Origin of the sequence: Psychrobacter sp. ENNN9_III, assembly GCF_001462175.1 — a bacterium.
Classification (GTDB): Bacteria; Pseudomonadota; Gammaproteobacteria; order Pseudomonadales; family Moraxellaceae; genus Psychrobacter.
Genome location: NZ_LNUO01000050.1, coordinates 1 through 19,789 on the forward strand (window position 1 = coordinate 1; position 19,789 = coordinate 19,789).

The 19,789-nt window shown below is 41.1% G+C and carries 16 protein-coding genes, 1 other RNA gene and 1 pseudogene; 11 read left to right on the forward strand and 7 right to left on the reverse strand.

Features of this window, described 5'->3' with window-relative positions; translation table 11 throughout:
• Positions 1-491: 491 nt before the first annotated feature.
• On the forward strand, positions 492-1,358 hold the full coding sequence (locus PENNN9_RS03755; protein WP_058368403.1) for a DUF4377 domain-containing protein: 867 nt from the start codon (positions 492-494) through the stop codon (positions 1,356-1,358).
• A 128-nt stretch (positions 1,359-1,486) separates the two neighbouring features.
• On the opposite strand, the gene ruvC is transcribed toward PENNN9_RS03755, so the two are convergent.
• Positions 1,487-2,071, reverse strand: a complete 585-nt coding sequence (gene ruvC / locus PENNN9_RS03760) for a crossover junction endodeoxyribonuclease RuvC (protein WP_058368404.1) — start codon at positions 2,069-2,071, stop codon at positions 1,487-1,489.
• A 152-nt stretch (positions 2,072-2,223) separates the two neighbouring features.
• Between ruvC and PENNN9_RS03765 the strand changes: the two genes are divergently transcribed.
• Entirely contained in the window at positions 2,224-2,844 is a 621-nt protein-coding gene (locus PENNN9_RS03765; RefSeq protein WP_058368405.1) for an FxsA family protein, read from the forward strand.
• Positions 2,845-2,955: 111 nt separating this feature from the next.
• On the opposite strand, the gene ssrS is transcribed toward PENNN9_RS03765, so the two are convergent.
• A non-coding RNA gene (gene ssrS / locus PENNN9_RS12495) (6S RNA) lies at positions 2,956-3,151 on the reverse strand.
• A gap of 228 nt (positions 3,152-3,379) precedes the next feature.
• Between ssrS and gpmI the strand changes: the two genes are divergently transcribed.
• Positions 3,380-5,023 (forward strand): 2,3-bisphosphoglycerate-independent phosphoglycerate mutase, encoded by a 1,644-nt coding sequence (gene gpmI, locus PENNN9_RS03770; protein ID WP_058368406.1) that lies wholly within the window; start codon positions 3,380-3,382, stop codon positions 5,021-5,023.
• Positions 5,024-5,373: 350 nt separating this feature from the next.
• On the forward strand, positions 5,374-6,873 hold the full coding sequence (locus PENNN9_RS03775; protein ID WP_227511711.1) for a S41 family peptidase: 1,500 nt from the start codon (positions 5,374-5,376) through the stop codon (positions 6,871-6,873).
• 9 nt (positions 6,874-6,882) lie between these two features.
• Here the strand turns inward: PENNN9_RS03775 and PENNN9_RS03780 are convergent, their stop codons facing one another.
• The 3 genes from PENNN9_RS03780 to PENNN9_RS03795 form a co-directional block, all read right to left on the reverse strand.
• Positions 6,883-8,544 carry a sigma-54-dependent transcriptional regulator gene (locus tag PENNN9_RS03780; RefSeq protein WP_058368407.1) on the reverse strand — a complete coding sequence of 554 codons (1,662 nt, stop codon included), beginning with the start codon at positions 8,542-8,544 and terminating at the stop codon, positions 6,883-6,885.
• 194 nt (positions 8,545-8,738) lie between these two features.
• Positions 8,739-10,499: a sensor histidine kinase gene (locus PENNN9_RS03790; protein ID WP_058368409.1), complete on the reverse strand. Its 1,761-nt coding sequence runs from the start codon at positions 10,497-10,499 to the stop codon at positions 8,739-8,741.
• Between the two features lie 63 nt (positions 10,500-10,562).
• Positions 10,563-11,198 (reverse strand): response regulator, encoded by a 636-nt coding sequence (locus tag PENNN9_RS03795; RefSeq protein WP_058368410.1) that lies wholly within the window; start codon positions 11,196-11,198, stop codon positions 10,563-10,565.
• A 508-nt stretch (positions 11,199-11,706) separates the two neighbouring features.
• Here PENNN9_RS03795 and PENNN9_RS03800 point away from each other — a divergent pair.
• Together PENNN9_RS03800 and PENNN9_RS03805 are read left to right on the forward strand one after the other, a co-directional pair.
• The gene (locus tag PENNN9_RS03800) at positions 11,707-12,780 is read left to right on the forward strand and encodes a serine hydrolase (RefSeq protein ID WP_058368411.1); all 1,074 of its coding nucleotides are present in this window, start codon (positions 11,707-11,709) and stop codon (positions 12,778-12,780) included.
• Positions 12,781-12,884: 104 nt separating this feature from the next.
• Positions 12,885-13,574, forward strand: coding sequence for a thiamine phosphate synthase (locus PENNN9_RS03805; RefSeq protein ID WP_058368412.1), 690 nt, complete (start codon positions 12,885-12,887; stop codon positions 13,572-13,574).
• A gap of 40 nt (positions 13,575-13,614) precedes the next feature.
• Here the strand turns inward: PENNN9_RS03805 and PENNN9_RS13610 are convergent, their stop codons facing one another.
• Positions 13,615-13,788, reverse strand: a complete 174-nt coding sequence (locus PENNN9_RS13610; protein ID WP_413771733.1) for a TraR/DksA family transcriptional regulator — start codon at positions 13,786-13,788, stop codon at positions 13,615-13,617.
• Positions 13,766-14,029 (reverse strand): hypothetical protein, encoded by a 264-nt coding sequence (locus PENNN9_RS13615; protein ID WP_413771734.1) that lies wholly within the window; start codon positions 14,027-14,029, stop codon positions 13,766-13,768. The genes PENNN9_RS13610 and PENNN9_RS13615 overlap by 23 nt, the downstream gene beginning before the upstream one ends.
• Positions 14,030-14,412: 383 nt before the next feature.
• Between PENNN9_RS13615 and PENNN9_RS03815 the strand changes: the two genes are divergently transcribed.
• From PENNN9_RS03815 to ruvB, 5 genes and pseudogenes are all read left to right on the forward strand, one after another.
• Positions 14,413-15,630: a phosphoglycerate kinase gene (locus PENNN9_RS03815; RefSeq protein WP_058368413.1), complete on the forward strand. Its 1,218-nt coding sequence runs from the start codon at positions 14,413-14,415 to the stop codon at positions 15,628-15,630.
• A 324-nt stretch (positions 15,631-15,954) separates the two neighbouring features.
• A complete protein-coding gene (locus tag PENNN9_RS03820) occupies positions 15,955-16,341 on the forward strand; it encodes a hypothetical protein (RefSeq protein WP_058368414.1) in 387 nt (128 codons plus the stop codon).
• Between the two features lie 462 nt (positions 16,342-16,803).
• Positions 16,804-17,845, forward strand: a pseudogene (fba, locus tag PENNN9_RS03825) (class II fructose-bisphosphate aldolase).
• A 115-nt stretch (positions 17,846-17,960) separates the two neighbouring features.
• On the forward strand, positions 17,961-18,581 hold the full coding sequence (gene ruvA, locus PENNN9_RS03830) for a Holliday junction branch migration protein RuvA (protein WP_058368415.1): 621 nt from the start codon (positions 17,961-17,963) through the stop codon (positions 18,579-18,581).
• A gap of 170 nt (positions 18,582-18,751) precedes the next feature.
• Positions 18,752-19,732 (forward strand): Holliday junction branch migration DNA helicase RuvB, encoded by a 981-nt coding sequence (gene ruvB / locus PENNN9_RS03835; protein ID WP_058368417.1) that lies wholly within the window; start codon positions 18,752-18,754, stop codon positions 19,730-19,732.
• Positions 19,733-19,789 lie beyond the last annotated feature (57 nt).

Here is a 19,789-nt window from a genome sequence, read left to right on the forward strand (position 1 = left end):
AAATAAAATCGTATAAACCCTCATTATAAACATACCTAACAAAGGACAGCGATTAAATAAAATCCGTATAAACCCTCATTATAAACATACCTAACAAAGGATAGTTAAGTTATTGGCTATCCTTTATTAATTGGGGAAACAAAACTAAAAGTTGTATATAGAGGCAAAAACTGCTGGATAATAAAACTAAAACATTTAGTTACATAAGGTAACGTAGTTATTCTTATAGTAGTTATACCATTTGATATCTGTCATATCGACTTAAATATTTAGAGTGTATCTTAAACAAGTAAACAAATTTTCTTAAATATTTGTTTACACAAGTCTTAGCAGTCCATAGTGAGAAAGTATACGTTGATCTAAACGCTTTATACTTTGTCTGTATCTGTGCGATATATATTTTCGTACGATGGTTGTATTTGTATGACAAATTGATTAAAAAAGTGAAATGCTTCTAAAGAAGTTTAAAAAAGCCATAAGAGAGATGTAACATGGTAAGTAAAATTTTAAAATCCTCTTTGCTGCCAAGTTTGCTAGCATCTAGCTTAGCGTTAACTGCCTGTAATAATACTTCAACCAGTAATGATACCAACGATACCACTGTAGAAAACGCGGCTATCAATCCTGATGCCCAATCGGCACCTGCTACTCAAACACTAAGTGCTGAAGAAAAAATGAGTGTCAAGCTTGCTCGTTACCGTTGGACATTGGTCACTGCAAATGATGTCGATAACCAGCCTATAACATCATTAATGGATATTAATGACCAAGTTGTTTTAAACTTTAATAAATATCAAGGTCAAAACATTATCAGCTATAGTGTAGGCTGTAATACTGTCAATGCGGTTTATCAGCTACAAGATAATATACTGATGACGGAAGACGGCATGGGTACAAAAATGCTGTGCCAAGATTTAAATACAGCTGAAAATAAACTGAATGAGCTGATGCAGGGTGAGAGCCAGCTAAGTTTGTCAAACGAAGCACCTCTAATTCTTACTCAAATCACAAGCGACAAGGCAACTCTCGTTTGGGGAGGTAGGATGACGGCGCAAGCGAAGTATAATAGCAGAGGTGAGACGATATTTTGGGCAGTGGATGCAAACACCAAACCTTGCCCTAACGATTCGGCGCAGAGTTGTCTGCAAGTAAAACCAATTACCTACGATGATCAAGGTATAAAGATAAACGAAGGTGAGTGGACAGCGTTCAAGGGCAGTATTGATGGTTATGAGCATAACCCTGATTATGATGAAGTGCTACGCCTGCAGCGTTATAAACTTGAATCGGATGACGACTCAGATGCAAAGTATGCTTATGTACTCGATATCGTGATAGAAAGTTCAATGGCCAGATAAATACTGTTGTTCGAAAAGGAAGATATAACCATAAAAAGCACGTGCCTATAGAGCGCGTGCTTTTTGTTTAATGGTTAACGATATAGTAATATATTGCTTGATAGTTCATGTATCAGACAAGCAAGTGGTTAACGCAAATTTCCCAAGTCGTCTTCAGTTAAGCGCCAGCGGCCTTTTTTCTTGGAGGCACCGCGTCCACGCATTGAGCTATTAAGTAGTAGTTTGTTCATTGAATGACTAGAGTGCGCATGACAAATAGCACAGGCTAGACCATCAGCGGCATCGGCCTGTGGTACCACATCTAAAGATAATATGCGACAAACCATTTCTTGGACCTGCTCTTTGGCGGCAGCGCCATAACCGCAAACTGCTTGTTTAATTTGTCGTGCAGTATATTCTGATACTTCCAAATCCAATGCAACCATTGCTGCAATAGCGGCGCCACGTGCTTGCCCAAGCTTAAGCGCAGAGTCAGGGTTTTCTGCCATAAATACTTGTTCAATAGCAGCATAAATAGGTTCATTGGCATATTTTAGATGATACTGAGTAATACGAGTTAAGCCGTTAAAGATACGCTTAAGACGTTCAGGCATCTCTTTTGTGTCAGTGCGAATGGTACCTGCATCAATATAGGTTAACTTGTCGCCCGTTTGTTGAATGACTCCGTAGCCCGTCATACGTGAGCCAGGATCAATCCCTATAATAATTGTCATAGTATTCTGTCTTACTTCCATTTTGTTTTATGGCTTAAAAATTAGCCTTAAGTTTGATAGTATAGCAATCAATCCCCATATACATGACATGTTAGCCATTTTAATTTTATGGCACTTAATTTTATAGTTTTTATTTGATAGGACGACGCTTTATGGGTCAGATAGTTGGTATTGCCATCGTTTGGTTTATTATTGAGATGCTGATATGGTATTTGCTTGCTCAGTTTATGAGTGGCTGGCTTGTATTTATGTGGTTTATTGTCGCCGCTGTCATCGGTATCTCTCTTATTCGTAAAGGTATGTCGGCTCTCAATCCGATGGCCCAACAGATGAAAGCAGGAGGTATGATGGACCCTGCCATGCGTCCGCAAGAATCGACCATGCTCAAGAGTGTGGCCATGGCAGCTGCAGGAATTTTACTATTAATTCCAGGTATTATTAGCGATGTGTTGGCGTTGCTCGTCGTACTACCTCCCGTCCAAAAGAAGCTTAAAGATATAGCTAATAACTATGTCATGAATAATCAACAAAAAATGATGGAGATGATGGCAAAACAAATGGGTGGACAGATGGGCGGTCAGAATCCGTTTGGTGGTATGGGTGGTCAAAATCCGTTTGGCGGTGCAGGCGGAATGGGCGGTCAAAATCCATTCGGACAGCAGCAACAGAATCCATTTGGTGATGTGTTTAAACAACATACTACGGTTGATGGCACAGCCAAAAATGTCCCAAAAGATGTAAAGAAAATTACTAAGTCTGCCAATGACGAATAGTTTATAGACATGACAATACAAGATTGTATAAACATCAGATATAGAAAAAGCCCCTCTTGTCCATGACAAAAGGGGCTTTTAATGGTTATAACCTAGATAGCATAACCGAATATAACAACCAGAGTGCCGCCGTAAGATGGTGACCCATGAACCGTGAAGTTCAGGGCGGATGTGTCATTGCCTCGGCAGGTTTCCTGATACACCGCAAGCGATGCAGGCATACACAATGAAGCAATAGATAGCACATCCAGGTAAAGCATTATCGGCTCAGGGAATAAACATCTACTAGCCAACACTCTAGAATATTTTTATATTAACTAATGGTATAACTGATTGCAAGCCTGATTTACAGATTAATACTTTGCCTTAATCTTTGTTTTACCTATTCATGACTTCGATTTAGTAAAAATCTAAAAAGCCCTATAGACTGGTTAAAAAATGTCGAGTTTTCAGCTATTTTGAGTTTTGTGGTAGTATAGACACTTTAATCTAATATAGCACTATAGGCGTTCATTCACTTGAGGAGCGGTAATCTATGTCCAATACGCAACAACAATCAGAATCTATCACTGACAGTCAGGCTCAGCTTAATAATCCTAACAAAAAAGTGCCCCATGTCCTTATGATATTGGATGGCTTTGGGCATCGTGAAGATGAAAAAGACAATGCTATTGCTGCTGCAAATATGCCAAATTTAGATAATATTTATCAGCAATATCCGCATGGCCTGATATCAGCTTCAGGAGAAGACGTTGGTTTACCCTATGGTCAGTTCGGTAATTCAGAAGTAGGGCATATGAACCTTGGCGCTGGCCGTGTCCTTTATCAAGATTCAACCCGTATCTCAAATGAGCTTAATAATCGCGAATTCTATAAAAATGAAGCATTGGTTGAGGCAGTGAAAGCTGCTAACGAGTTAGGTGGTAATGTCCATATCATGGGACTGCTGTCTGATGGTGGTGTGCACTCGCATCAAGATCATATCGAAGGTATGTGTCATTCTGCATTGGTACATGGTGCCAAAAACGTCTTTGTGCATTGTTTTTTAGATGGACGCGATACGCCGCCGAAGTCTGCTGATAAGTATATCAATCGTCTGCGTGACTATATTAATAAACTCAATGCACACTATGAAGGTGGCCACGTGCAGATTGCCAGTATTATCGGGCGTTACTATGCGATGGATCGTGATAACCGCTGGGATCGCGTCCAAAAAGCTTATGAGCTTATTACTGAAGGTAGGGCTGATCGCCTAGCAACGCGAGCAGATGGGGCTGTCCAAGCGGCTTATAAAGCACGTGAGACCGATGAGTTTGTTAGTCCAACGACCGTGATTGGACGTGATGAGATGCCATATACTGTTGAAGACAACGATGCGCTTATCTTTATGAACTTTCGTGCTGACCGTGCTCGCGAGCTTGCGCAAGCGTTTGTGCTACCAGACCATAAGTTTTCAGGTTTCGCTCGTCAAAAGCAACCAAAGCTTGCTGCCTTTGTGATGTTGACCAAGTACTCAGACGTCTTGGCAGATAATGCAAAAACCAGCATTGCCTATTATCCAACCTCACTAACAAATACACTGGGCGAGTATTTGCAGGATCAGGGCAAAACCCAGCTGCGTATCGCTGAAACCGAAAAGTATGCGCATGTGACTTTCTTTTTTAGTGGTGGCCGTGAAGCAGAATATGAGGGTGAAGAGCGCATTCTAGTGCCGTCTCCAGATGTAGCGACTTATGACTTAAAACCTGAGATGAGTGCCCCTGAAGTGACCGATAAATTAGTGGCTGCTATTGAGTCAGGAAAATATGACGTATTGGTTGTCAACTACGCTAATGGTGATATGGTCGGACACACGGGTATCTTTGATGCAGCGGTGAAAGCGGTGGAAGCGCTTGATGTATGTATCGGACGTATTGAATCGGCGGTACGGGCGGCGGGTGGTGATATGTTAATCACAGCAGATCATGGCAATTGCGAGCAGATGCAAGATTACGAAAGCGGGCAGGTGCATACTCAACATACAACGGAACATGTTCCTCTTATTTATGTTGGTGAGCAAAATGTACGAATACGTAGAGGCGGTAAGTTAAGCGATGTCGCACCTACTATCCTGACATTAATGGATATCGAGCCACCAGCTGAGATGACAGGTAAGAGTTTGCTGATTCCTACCTTATAACAAATGTTACTTTTTTAGAAGAAAGGGGAAGGATAGTGTTTATCTTTCCCCTTTTGTTTGCAATATTACGCTATTTTTTGGTGGAATCTTAATGCTATAGTCAGTCCTATATAACAAGTACAAAAATTATAACGCGCTACTGACATAAGTTTTGTGCCGCATCGAGCTGCGTAGGTACAGTAAGCAAGGAAAAGTTATCTTAGTAGCACTGTACTTAGTTTATACTGGATCGACTATATCTTATTATTATTGTGTTGCTGTTTTAGACCCATTAGCTCCTCTTTAGTGAGCTTGAAATCACATAACAATGATAGGGTGATACATGTTCTTTATCTTATATGAGTCCTTTTATGCTTTCGTTGTCTTCAAAACTATCAGCCATACTATTTAAGTCAAAATTGCTACCATTTGCTATCTGTGATTCTGCGCTAAAGATAGGAGTAGTTGGGGTACTTGGGATAACTGGTATCAATATACCTGTACAGGCAGCCAGCACAGAGCCTGTTGGTATGAGTATGAACACTGATAACCCTACAGCAGACCTGCAACTGATCAGTTTGAATGTTGATGAGAGTACAGTAGATGGGAAAGCAGTAGGCGTAAATGACTTAGATATTGAAGAGAATACAGTTGACCAGACAGATGATGATATAGATGCATTAGGCGATGCTGCCGCAGTCGAGACAGTAGAGGCTGATTTGACTAATATACCAGATGAAGTTGCGCAAGTGTCTTTAAACGCCATCTCTCCTGAAACCTTAAAAACCTTTGTCGCAGTGGTGGACTTAGTACGTCGTCAATATATCGATCCTGTCAACGACGAAGCGTTGTTCGATAATGCGATGAGTGGTATGTTGACTAAGCTTGATAGTCATGCTGAATTTTTGAATGCTGAAGCGTATGAAAACCTACGTGCATTTACCGAAGGTGACGTGGGAGATGTTGGTTTAAAGGCAGTATACAAACCAGATGAAGGATATTGGGTAGTGACTGATATCGTAGATGAGTCGCCTGCTGATAAAAAAGGTATTACTATTGGGGATTATATTCATCAGATTGGCGAGTTTAAGATTGATGGTGATAGGCAGTCTGATGATGTAGAGCAGCTACTTAACGGGATTGCCGGCACGCAGGTTGATGTGACCGTTTCCAAAGCTGGTCGACGCAAGCGTGTTATTACATTGCAGCGCAACAATACTCATCGACAAAACATCGAGACCCGGCTTGTTGATGGTATTGCTGTTATTAAACTTCCTGCTTTTCAAAACAATACACGTGAAAAGATTTTGCAAAGCCTAACCAGTCTTGATGCGCCCGTTACCGGAGTACTGCTTGATTTGCGTGACAACCCAGGTGGCGTACTGACATCGGCTGTAAAAGTAGCCAGTTTGTTTATGAGCGATACTGACGTGGTACAGGTAAAGAGTAGACAAAGTAAGCTGCGTACCTTATCCACCCAAGACACCGCTTTACTTAAACCTTTACCCGTAGTGGTTTTACAAAATCGTTATTCTGCTTCAGCGGCAGAAGTGCTGGCAAGTAGTCTACAGACACAACAACGTGCAACTATCGTCGGTGAAGTAAGCTACGGCAAAGGATCTGTGCAATCAGTCATACCACTTAATGATGAGCAAGCCGTTAAGTTGACAGTGGCTCACTATTTAACAGCAGCAGGGAAAAAAATCGATAAGATAGGCGTACAGCCTGATATAGCTTTATCTGGCAATGAGCGTACATGGGAGCAACAGGCTATCGATATATTGCGACCGCAAGTACACTCTTCAGGACTTCATTTTGTAAAAAAAGATAATAACTATAGCATGACTGATACAGCAAAAGATGGCTTATGAGTAATGGCTCTAATCTTCATCAATCTCAAGCTTCTTCATCCGGTAGCGTAACGAGCGAAAGGTCGTACCTAACAACTCTGCTGCTTGAGTCTTGTTCCCATCGGTCTGATTGAGCGCCTTAATGATCAAACGCTTTTCTTGCTCTTGTAAATAGGCTTCTAGGCCTTTTTGAGGCAACTCAGCTTCAGAAATACTGACGAGTGAGGGTTGAGTGTTTATGTCGTCAACAAACTGTTCAGACTTACGGCGGTCTTGATTATAAACAGATGAAGTACTAACACTATCAGATTTAGAGGTGGACATCTGAAACGCTGAAGAATAGTGTTGAGTATGGGTACGATATGGATGCAAATTGTTTGAAAGATGTCCGCTATTATTATTTTTGACGCTTTGTTTGGGGCCATCAACTTGTAGTATCATAGGCTCGTCATCTACTGTAGATGCAGTACTGTTATCCTTATGATTTGCCGTATCTTTTGAGTCAGCAGTAACGCTATCGCTAAGTTCGGGCAATCCTAGATGGGTGTCATCTATCATGGTGGTTTCTGCTAGGGTAATTGCCCGTTCTAATATATTACGTAGTTCACGAACATTTCCTGCAAATTCATGATGCTGCAAGCGCTCACAAGCACTTTCAGTCAGCTGTGCTGGCGTATCTAGCTGCCACTCTTCAGATATCAGCGCTAAAAAGTGCTTGGCCAGCAAAGGGATATCGTCACGACGCGCATTGAGCATGGGAAGTTTGAGCTCAATAACATTGATTCTATAGTACAAATCCTGCCGAAACTCTCCGTCTTTTACCAATTGACTTAAGTCTTTGTGAGTGGCTGATAAGATACGAATATCTACAGGTATCTCTTTGGTGTCACCAATAGCCCGTACTGTTTTTTCTTGAATAGCGCGTAATAGCTTTACTTGCATAGCAAGTGGCAAGTCTGCAACTTCATCTAAAAATAACGTACCACCACTGGCTTGTTGAAACAAACCTTGCTTATCTGCCACTGCACCCGTGAAACTGCCTTTTTTATGTCCAAAAAACTCTGACTCCATAAGCTCAGATGGAATCGCGCCGCAGTTCACTGGGACAAAACTACCATCACGGCGCGGGCTCAAATCATGAATGAGTCTGGCGACCACTTCTTTACCCGTACCAGAAGCACCTGATAAAAATACTGGCGCTTGTGAGCGGGCAAGCTTAACGATGGTTGTTTTTAGAGTTTGCATAACAGCAGAATTGCCGATAAGACGACTGTCTAGTAGCTGCTGCTCTGGCGTAACCTCATCAGTTTCTTGAACACCTTCGTCCTGATGAATAACTTTAAGAGCGTTTTCGACCAGTTGGCGTAGACGTGGTAACTCAAGTGGCTTATTCACAAAATCAAAAGCGCCGATTTTAAGTGCTTCGATAGCCAAATCCATACTACCGTGGGCGGTGATGACAGCAACAGGTGTATTAGAGCTACTACTAATCTGCTTGACCAGCTCCAATCCTGAGCCATCTGGTAACTGCAAATCCGTTAAGCAAAAGTCATAATGGTTACTTTCTAGACAAGATTTTGCCTGTGATAGGCTATAAGCTACATCACTTTTGATGCCCATTTTTGTCAGCGTAATTTGCATAAGTCGGCATAAATCTACTTCATCATCGACGACTAGCGCGATTGCTGTCATACATAACCTCATGATTGCTTAATTGATACAAATGACTAAACGAATATTTATTATAAATAAATAGAAAGCCTTTATCTGTAAGACTTTTCATCTTCGTTAACTGTACATGTGCGTTGTGTTTATTACGGATAAAATCAATATTACGGATAAAAATCAATATGCTATTGGTATAAATATTACTGACATCTCCAGCTTTAATATTCGTCATCCCAAACTTCTTCTGAACAAGAGCCGGTCGGTATGATCAAACGAAAACAGGTTTTTTCGTGCTCAGCGACATAAAGTAGCCTTGCATGATTGGCTTCACTAAAGGCTTGCGACAAATAAAGCCCCAGTCCCGTACCTGCTTTATCAGTCGTAAAAAATGGATCAAATAAATGCTCTACATCAGCTGGAGCGACGCCTTCACCTTCATTCAAAACATCGATTATAACATCGTTCTGCACGCAGTATATTTCAATCTCAGCGTAAGCATACGGATGTATAAGACCGCAGTAACGCAAACCGTTATTGATCAAGTTAATCAGTATTTGCTCTAATTGATGAGTATCAAACTGTATTACGGGATGAGAGGTATCATGCAAAAAAATATCATTGCCACGAAAGTAGTTTTCTAAAAATTGTGGCATCCAAGTCTCAAGCTCTATGGTCTGTTTATTAGAGCGCTGCTGACGTGATAGTTTTAGCACGTCTTCAATGATGCGATTAACACGTTTGGTTTGTGCAAATATCATCTTATATAGCTCGTTATTGCCATTGGTATCCATGGCAGCTTGACTCTCGCTATTGTCTGAGTCAGTTATATCATTCATGTCTTCCATCAATAACTGACTGGCCTGTGAGATAGCAGCAAGCGGATTGCGAATCTCATGCGCAATACTGGCCGTTAGCTGTCCTAAAGAGGCCAGTTTTAGTTGTTGAGCATTGGCTTGTTCACGGCGCAAATCTTCAAACAATATGAGTTGACTACCGTCGTTTAGTGGGATCACTTGTACGCGCAGTTTGTTTGTAATAGAAGCAGTGGCTGCTTCAGGCAATTCGTAAACAAAGTTTCTTGATTGATTAGTAGGGACAGATAGGCAACTATTGAGTAGGGCTCTATGTTGATGAGCCAAGGCCTGTTGAAAGGCATACAACGGATTATGATGGTTTTTAAAACTACGCTGCTGCTGCCTAATAGTCGGTTTGGCATCACCATAACTAGAAGATACTTCTGTGAACGGCGATGTTTGGGTCTCAGGAATACCTAATAGCTGGTAAGTTGCATGATTGGCCAATACAATATGCTGCTTATCAATCACCATAACGCCATTGAGCATTTGACTAATAACTTCTTGGTTAATCGTATTGAGACGCTCTACCTCCTCTGCTTGGCGCGTTATAAATCTTTCGACGTGCACCAAACGCTGAGATATTGACCAACTCAAAAAACCAACCGCCAAAAAGCTGGCTGACATTAGTAGGGCATCTCCTAAGTTGGTGAGACTCATAAACTGCTGATAAATAACAAATAAAATCGCCAGTAATGTAATGACGAGAGCTTGTGAGCTACGCAGCAACATAAAACTTGCTGCTACAACAACCATATATAGCATCGTCAATTGTAAGTCTGGCGCACCGTTGGTGTATAACAATAAACTTAATACAATGACATCAATGCCCAAACCAAACACTAACTGGCGTTGTAATTGCTTGGTAGCAACTAAGAATAAACTGAGCAAAATCAGACTAAGAATGACGTAAAACCCAAGAGCGGTTTGTTGCAATAAGCTTGGTAATAATAAATTGGTGTCAGCTTTAATATTGGCGTATGCCATCAGTAATAAAAATGCACTAACCACCAAACGATAACCATTATAGATTATCCCAAGCTTACGTAACTGTGAGACAGGTAGGGTGTTATCCTGCTTTAGAGACTGCAGTATGGCGTTAAAGGTTTTAAAAGCAGGTTTCATAAAATAACCGAAGGGGAGGAGTAAAGATCAATAGACCAGTTAAAATTACACATGGCTTTGGCATTAAGGCTGAATCAGCCCATGGCGAATGGCTAGATGAGTCAATTTAACATCACTATCTACGCCAACTTTTTCATAAATACGGTAGCGATAGGTATTAATGGTCTTTACACTTACAAATAATTGGTCTGCAATTTGTTGGGGACTTTGACAGTTAACAACCATCATAGCGACCTGTTTTTCGCGATCACTTAGTAAGTCAAAAGGCGAGGAGGCCTTATCCGATAACAATACTTCTGCTAGCTGCTCGGCAACGTCATGGCTAAAATAACGTCCGCCTTGGTATATTTTTTTGATGCCGCGTATCATCTCATCAAGCGGTGTACCCTTAGTGATATAACCATTAACCCCAGCTTTAAGGAGCATCGATGGGTAAGGCTGCGCTGACATACTACTTACTGCTAGTATTTTTATCCCCATGTCTAATTGCACTAGACGCTTTGTCGCTTCAAGTCCTCCAATGTTTGGCATATTGACATCTAATAGAACCACATCTGGACTAAGCTGCTTAGCAAGTTTTAATGCCATGTCACCACTATCAGCTTCACCCACTACTTCAATATCTGCACTGTCAGATAACATTCGACTGATACCCATCCGTACCAAATCATGATCATCTACTACTAATACTCGAATCATAGTTATACTCTTTACTAGTTTTACTATTTGATAGTTTAATACGCATTGAGATAGCCAACTACTGATGAGAACTGGCTATGAGATAAATATGTTATTTAATAGTGACTTATCCTATATAGTTTAGTACAAGTATTTTATTTTACATCGATGTTGCTATTTATAATAATCTTGTTTTATAGTGACTTATACAAAATTGCTTGTTTCACAATGACAATACTTACTAATAACAATGTAGAAAACCCTCTATTTAAAGCAGAGATGAACTATAACAAATATTTCTTGAGTGTTGAGTACTATTACTTAAACTTAAAGCAATTGTAATAATCTTTATATATATACAAAAAAATCTTATGAAGTCAGCTTGATACGTTAAACTTATGTACAAACCATGATACACTAAAAGTACAAAAACTCTATACGAGTGTCTACAAACACCATCAAAAACGCTACGTTAATCAGTTGTGCATACTAATATGCAATTGATGTAAGACCAATAGCAGGGGGAAGAATGAAACATTTACCATTAACCAAACAGCAACTGGTTGCTGCCATGATTTCATTAAGCTTAGGCAGTGCAGCACAAGCGGCGCTAAGTATTAATGGTAGCCCTGCTGAGTCTAGTGCACGTGTCAGTTGGGGCGGCGCTGATAGCTTATCAGAAGCACGCAACATTATGTATAGCTCTAAAAGTGCTTCTACGCCTATCAAAAAAATCGATAATGGTTATGGTACTACTAGTATTACTAACTCTAACAGCTATGGTAGTAGCAGCAACCGATATAACACTACTTACCGTGGTAGTTTTGGTAGCAGTAGCATGATTCCGATCAGCACTGATTCACGTAGTGTGGCAGTTATCGATGCTGAAACTGGTGAATCTATTTATGAAAAAGATGCAGATATTGCTCGTCCTATGGCCAGTATTACTAAGGTAATGACGGCAATGGTTGTGCTAGATGCTGGTCTTGATATGCGTGAAGAAATTACGCTTGATCCAGAGGATTTTGTAGGTCCTAAACGTGCAAGCTCGCGCTTAAAGTCAGGCGATCGTATGAATCGTGCTGAACTATTACTTATGTCTTTGATGAAATCAGAAAATCCTGCTGCAAAAAGCTTAGCGCGCAATTATCCAGGTGGTTATAACGCTTTTATACGTGCAATGAATCGTAAAGCTCAAGAGTTAGGAATGACAACAGCATTCTTCGGTGATCCAACAGGGCTTGATAAGCGCAATGTTGCCTCGTCAAATGATTTGGTAAAAATGGTACGTGCGGCGGGTAATTATGATGTTATTCGTCGTTTTTCTACCACCAAAAGCTATGACTTCTTTGTGGCCAATTACTCAAGTGGCAACCGTACTTATAAAGCCAATAATACCAGCAGCCTTGTCCGTTCAGGTAATTATCCAATTGGTATTTCTAAAACAGGCTTCATTAATGAAGCGGGTCGTTGCGTGGTCATGGAAACCCGTGTCAACAACCGCCCTGCTATCATTGTGATTCTAGGCGCTAATAGTTCAGCGACTCGCTGGGGCGATGCTAAAAATATCTTAACCAGTTTAGCCACGCGTCAGACAGTATAAAGTGCTGATATAAACGGTTATAAAGCTTGTAGTTTGTAGACAATAAAGGGCTGTTATCTAAGATAACGGTCTTTTTTTGTATTCATTGAACCTAAGGATAAGTGATGACTAAAATATCAACTCCAAACAAACCAAAAAATACACCAAAAACAGGACCTATGCTGTATCTGCTGACTAATGATGATGAGTTCGATCTGCTTTATGCCAAATTAACGGTGGCTCTGGCGACAGGTACGATAGGGTTGTTACAAATCAGAAGAAAGCAGGTGTTAGCGCAGCCAAATGGTCAAGAGAAGCTGTATGCTGAAGCGGTAAAAATAGTCGCTTTAGCTGAGCGTTACAAAGTGCCAGTCATTATAAACGATGATCTTGCGTTGGCAGCCAAGCTTGGCGTAGGGGTGCATCTTGGACAACAAGATGGTGCTATTAGCGAAGCTAGACAACAACTAAAAACCAATCAAATCATTGGTCGCACTTGTCATGGAGATGTAACACTCATTAAAAAAGCCATATATTCAGGCGTAACTTATATTGCTATGGGTGCTATATTTGCCTCATCGACTAAACCTAAAGCCGATACCATTACTCGACAACAACTTATCGATGGTTGCCAACAAGCTGCTGACAATAAAACTGACGTTTGTATCATTGGGGGACTAACGGCTGAAAACATTCATCAATTAAAAGGACTGCCTATTGCCTATGTTGCCGTCGTTGGTGATATTATGGATCTGCCTATACAGTCGATAGAGGAGCGTTGTCAAAAGTGGCAACAGGCACTTACCAACTGGTAAATACCTGTCTAAAAGTTCAATAAGGCGTTATACAAAAAGCCTATTCAGCATGCTTCATACATAATGTCGCATATGGTAATGCTTCTAAGCGTTTTTCTTCTATTGGTTCACCGCACACTTCGCATTCACCATAAGTACCGTTTTCGATACGGCTTAATGCGTTTTCGACATAAATAAGACTTTGCCTTGCTTCACTCAATAAATTTTTTCGCATGTCGTTTTGTCGGTACGATACGGCTTAATGCGTTTTCGACATAAATAAGACTTTGCCTTGCTTCACTCAATAAATTTTTTCGCATGTCGTTTTGTCGGTACGATATGGCTTGATCTTCCCAATGCTCGTTCAAACTGTCTTGTGGATGTTGAATATGATCTTCGATTTTATCGATACGAGTTTCATACTCTTCTTTTAATTTTAGTAATTCTTGTTTGGCAGCGTCAAAATCAATGCTCATTATATTCTCCAAATGGGTTATTGTTATTTTCTATTTTATAAAGCTATTATCTATAAAACTATTACCTATAAAAAGAGGACGGTAAAGTTTTCTGTAAATAGATAGTCTCCTATATTAAGTTGATCGATGAATCAGTGCCACCACGAAATGTTACTAACTCTTCAAGACATCTTGTGATTATGACTACTGATTGCATATATATTCTCAATAATGAATATTAAATGTTTGTAGTGGTGAATTTTTGTGAAGAATTTACGGTTAAGCTTGTTTTTTGCCTAGAATGAATGCGCTCTATTGTATAAACTACGGCTCATACAGTAATAGCAGTTAAATTAATTTGTTAAAACGGTAGATAAAATAATCAATGTAGCCTAGGAGCGATAATGAATTTTTTACGTATGAGTGAGCTGACCTTAACAGATAAAGTAGTGTTGATCCGAGAAGATCTTAATGTACCTATTAAAGATGGCAAAGTAGCGAGCGATGCACGTTTGCAGGCCAGCTTACCAACTATCAAGATGGCGTTAGATAAGGGAGCATCTGTCATTGTATGTTCACATCTAGGTCGTCCAACAGAAGGCGCTCCTGAATCGAAATACTCTCTTGCGCCAGTCGCTGAGTATTTAACGGCCAATCTAGCAGGACAAATAAAGCAGCCAGTGACGCTTAGCAATGACTACCTTAATCAAGGCGTAGATATTACAGCTGGTGAAGTGGTTTTATTAGAAAATGTCCGTTTTAATAAAGGCGAAAAAAACAATGAGACTACGCTGGCAGAAGCTTATGCCAGTTTATGTGACATATTTGTGATGGATGCATTTGGCACGGCTCATCGGGCGCAAGCTTCTACTGAAGGTGTGACTCAAGCCATGCGTCAAGCTAATAAGACGGTATGTGCCGGTCCATTACTCGCAGCTGAGCTAGATGCATTAAGTTTAGCGCTTGAGACCCCAGCCCAGCCTATGTTAGCCATTGTTGGTGGCTCTAAAGTATCTACCAAGCTTGAAGTTCTTCATAGCTTGGCTGATATTTGTGACCAGATTATTGTTGGCGGCGGTATAGCAAATACTTTTTTGGCAGCGCAAGGCCACAGCGTAGGTGCATCGCTATATGAAGCAGACTTAGTCGATACAGCTCATCAAATCATGACTAAGACTGATATCTTACTGCCTGAATTTGTGATTGTTGCTGATAAAAACGACATTAATTTTGATGATTTTATAGGCTCATTACAGCAAGCAAAAGCCACTGTTAAAGCGGTGAGTGATATCGGTGCCGACGATATGATATTAGATATTGCGCCGCAAAGTGCTAAGCAGCTGGCTGATGCCATTATCAACGCCAAAACTATTTTATGGAATGGTCCGGTTGGTGTGTTTGAAGTAGACGCTTTTGGTGCTGGTACTGAGATTTTAGCGCGAGCAGTACAAGACAGTGATGGGTTTTCGATAGCGGGTGGGGGTGATACTCTGGCAGCCATTGATAAATATCAGGTAGCGGATGGGGTAAGCTATATGTCGACAGGCGGCGGTGCGTTTTTAGAGTTTGTTGAGGGTAAAGTTTTACCTGCCGTAGCTGCCTTACAAATTGCAGAAAAATAATTGTTTAAGACAGACGGCCCTAAAACAAGTATAAAAGGTAACAGTATTATTGCTATATAATTACCAAATATTAATATAAGTCACGCTGGTAGTAACACTACATGTACAAATAGGATTTAACATTTAAGGTAGTCTATATGGATATTATCAACTATCAACATGCTTTAACGATAATAATAAGTATGTGAAGTTGATAATTGAGGATTATTATTAAGCAGTTATTATTTGTTAATATACTGAAAATTATTATTGCATGTGTTATTTGCTACCTATAAAATAGCGCCACCATGTATTTTGACATGCATTATTTATGAGGGGTTTATTATGTTAAAACGTCATTTGTTACTTGCTAGTGTTCTTGCTGGTACGTTTGCAGTCACTGCGTGTAGCCAACAAACTGAAGAGCAAACAGAAGCTGCGGTTGAATCTGCTGGTGATGACATCGCTGTTAATGCAGAAGAAGCTACTAATGAGACTGAAGCTGCTGCCCAAGAAGCTGAAGTAGCCGCTCAAGAAGCTGGTACAGAAGTCGCTGAGGGTGCTGAAACAGCTGGTGCTGCTGCTACCAATGCACTAGAAAACACTGGTGATGCTATCGCTGAAGGCACAAACGAAGTCGTTGAAGGTACTGCTGCAGCAGTATCTGAAGGTGCTGACGCTGTCGCTGATGGCGCAAACGAAGTTGAAGTTGAAGCTGAGCAACAATACTAAGCAAGTAGATAGTCAGTTTATTGATTACTGAGAGATGAATTACTGAGTTATAATTAATAGACGGATACTTGTTCTATAAGCCCTAAAAAACTTAAATAAGCCTTGATTGTAATCAGGGCTTTTTTGTGTCTGCTATTTGACATAAGCTACGCAAGCTAGATTGACGTAGATGCCAGTGACTTATGAAATGTTACTTGGAAAACTGGCTAGATAAATAAATACTGATGCAACTGCTACGAGGCAGAGGGAATTTTTGCTATAATCACCCCGCTATAATTTGGGTAGGTAAACCCAGTGGTTATTCTTTATGGCTACAGTTTGCGTTTAGCAACGAGTAACCACTAAATGGAATTCAATTCTTTGGATTTACTTTATTTTGTAGTATAACCCTCATACTAAATGAGTGATACTTTTGCAGTTTTTAATAACGTTATTATTTTAAAACCAATCAGAGAGCTTTTTATGGCCTTAATCTCCTTACGTCAACTTTTAGATCATGCCGCTGAGCATAACTACGGTGTGCCTGCATTTAACGTAAATAATTTGGAGCAGATGCGAGCGATTATGATGGCTGCCGATGCTTGTGACTCGCCTGTCATCGTACAAGCCAGTGCGGGCGCTCGTAAATATGCAGGCTCGGCGTTTTTGCGTCATCTGATTATCGCTGCTATCGAAGAATGGCCTCATATTCCAGTCGTTATGCATCAAGACCATGGTATGTCACCAGCCATCTGCCAGCGTTCAATTCAGCTTGGATTTTCTTCAGTTATGATGGATGGCTCACTGGGTGAAGATGGTAAAACGCCGATGGATTATGACTATAATGCGAGTGTAACGCGTGAAGTCGTCAAGCTTGCTCATGCTTGCGGTGTCTCTGTAGAGGGTGAGATTGGTTGCCTAGGCAGTCTTGAGACTGGTATGGCGGGCGAAGAAGACGGCTCAGGTGCAGAAGGCGTTCTTGATCATGAGCAGCTGTTGACCAGTGCAGATGAAGCTGAACAGTTTGTCAAAGATACCAATGTTGATGCATTAGCGATTGCAATTGGTACCAGTCATGGTGCTTATAAATTTACGCGTCCGCCCACAGGCGATATTTTATCTATTGAGCGTGTAAAAGAGATTCATGCCCGTATACCCAATACTCACCTCGTCATGCATGGCTCTTCATCAGTACCGCAAGAATGGTTAAAAGTCATCAACGAGAATGGTGGTGATATCGGCGAAACTTACGGCGTGCCAGTTGAGCAGATTGTAGAAGCCATCAAGCATGGTGTGCGTAAGGTAAATATCGATACTGACTTACGTCTAGCATCGACAGGTGCTATCCGTGAATACTTGACAAACAATCCTAGTGAGTTTGATCCACGTAAATATTTTAAAGCTTCTATGGTTGCAATGTCAGATATCTATCTGTAGTAACCGCTTTGAAGCCTTCGGTTCTGCGGGTCAAGCGCATAAAATCCGTCCGATCAGCCTTGAAGGTATGGTTGATTTTTACCAATAAGCTAACTTATTGAAAAGTTTGGTTTAGGATTTGCTTAGGGGGCAGTAGTTGTACGTATACTAATGCTCCTTATATAAAAGTTTCTTATACAAGTGTTTATGACAGGTGAGCTACTATGATTGGACTGATTACTGGGCAAGTACAATATTTAATGGCGCCAACAGCTTGTATTATGACAGCATCTGGTGTGGGCTATGATATCGAGCTGCCATTACCCTCATTTTGTCAGTTACAATTGGAGCAGCAAGCGAGCATTTGGACGCACTTTCATGTACGAGAGGATGCACAGTTGCTATATGGCTTTATCGATCGAAAAGAGCGTGATGTCTTTCGTCAGCTTATCAAGATTAATGGGGTTGGCGCCAAGATGGCGCTTGCCATGCTGTCTGCTATGTCAGCAGCTGAGCTAAAGATGCATGTTGCGCAGGACTCAGAAACTGCGCTTACTCGTATACCAGGTATCGGCAAAAAGACAGCCCAGCGCTTACTAATTGAGCTTAAAGATAAGCTCAAAAACATCGAAGTCGATGATAGTAATTTGGAGTTTGATATTCAGCCAGTAACGGTAACGCATGAAGGAAGCATCATCGCTGAGGTGGAAGGCGCACTGATTAGCTTGGGTTATAAAGAAAAAGAAGCCCAGCAGGCGATTAAGGCTGCCAAAAGTAACGGTGATGTCTTTGCTGATACGCAAAGCTTGTTAAAAGCTACCTTGCAGCAGTTATCTGGTTTTTAGACTGCTCATCTTACATATACAGCTACCTATAGATAAGCGACACTAGTTGTCGCTTATTTTCGTTTTAATGCGTAATTTAAAACGTTTTACATGACTTATCCGCTAGGTTTGGTTATGCTGTTTGTTGCCTTTACATTGTTTATCTTTTTAATATAATGATAGAACCTATGATGCAAGACCGCTTAATTAATCCGCTAGAAGGAGGAGATGATGCTCCTGATAGCAATATTCGTCCTTCGCTTTTGTCTGAATATATTGGTCAGCCAGTCGTGCGCGAACAGATGGAAGTTTTTATTGGTGCCGCGCGAGGTCGTGATGAAGCACTAGATCATACTTTGATTTTTGGTCCGCCTGGTCTGGGTAAGACGACGCTTGCTAATATTATTGCTCGTGAAATGGGTGGTAATCTGCGCTCGACATCAGGACCTGTGCTTGAGCGTCCAGGTGACCTGGCCGCTATGCTAACCAATTTGGAAGCTGGTGATGTACTATTTATTGATGAAATTCACCGTTTAAGCTCAGTCATTGAAGAGATACTATATCCTGCAATGGAGGACTTTCAGCTTGATATTATGATTGGCGAAGGCCCTGCAGCACGCTCTATCAAACTTGATTTGCCGCCCTTTACTTTGGTCGCAGCGACGACGCGAGCAGGGCTTTTGACTTCACCACTGCGTGATCGCTTCGGTATCGTTCAGCGCCTTGAATTTTATAATATTGCTGATCTGACGACTATTGTAAGCCGAGCGGCGCGCCTGATGCGTGTGTCAATGAGCGAAGATGGTGCTATCGAGATTGCACGCCGTGCGCGAGGTACGCCAAGGATTGCTAATCGCTTATTGCGACGAGTACGTGATTATGCTGAAGTAAGAGGGGATGGCAGTATCAACGGTATTATCGCTGCTAGTGCGCTAGATATGCTAGCAGTCGATCGGCGCGGTTTAGATCATCTTGATAGGCGTTATATCGAAATCTTGCATGAACGTTTTGACGGTGGTCCGGCAGGCGTGGAAGCAGTGGCAGCTGCCATGGCAGAAGATCGCGGCACCCTTGAAGATGTGATTGAGCCCTATTTGATTCAGCAAGGTTATGTATTACGTACCGCTCGTGGCCGAATATTAACTCAAGTGGCAATTGATCAGATACAGTAGAAACCATCTGACCGCTTGAATGAAAAATGCGCCGACTTTATGGATAAAAGTACCCCC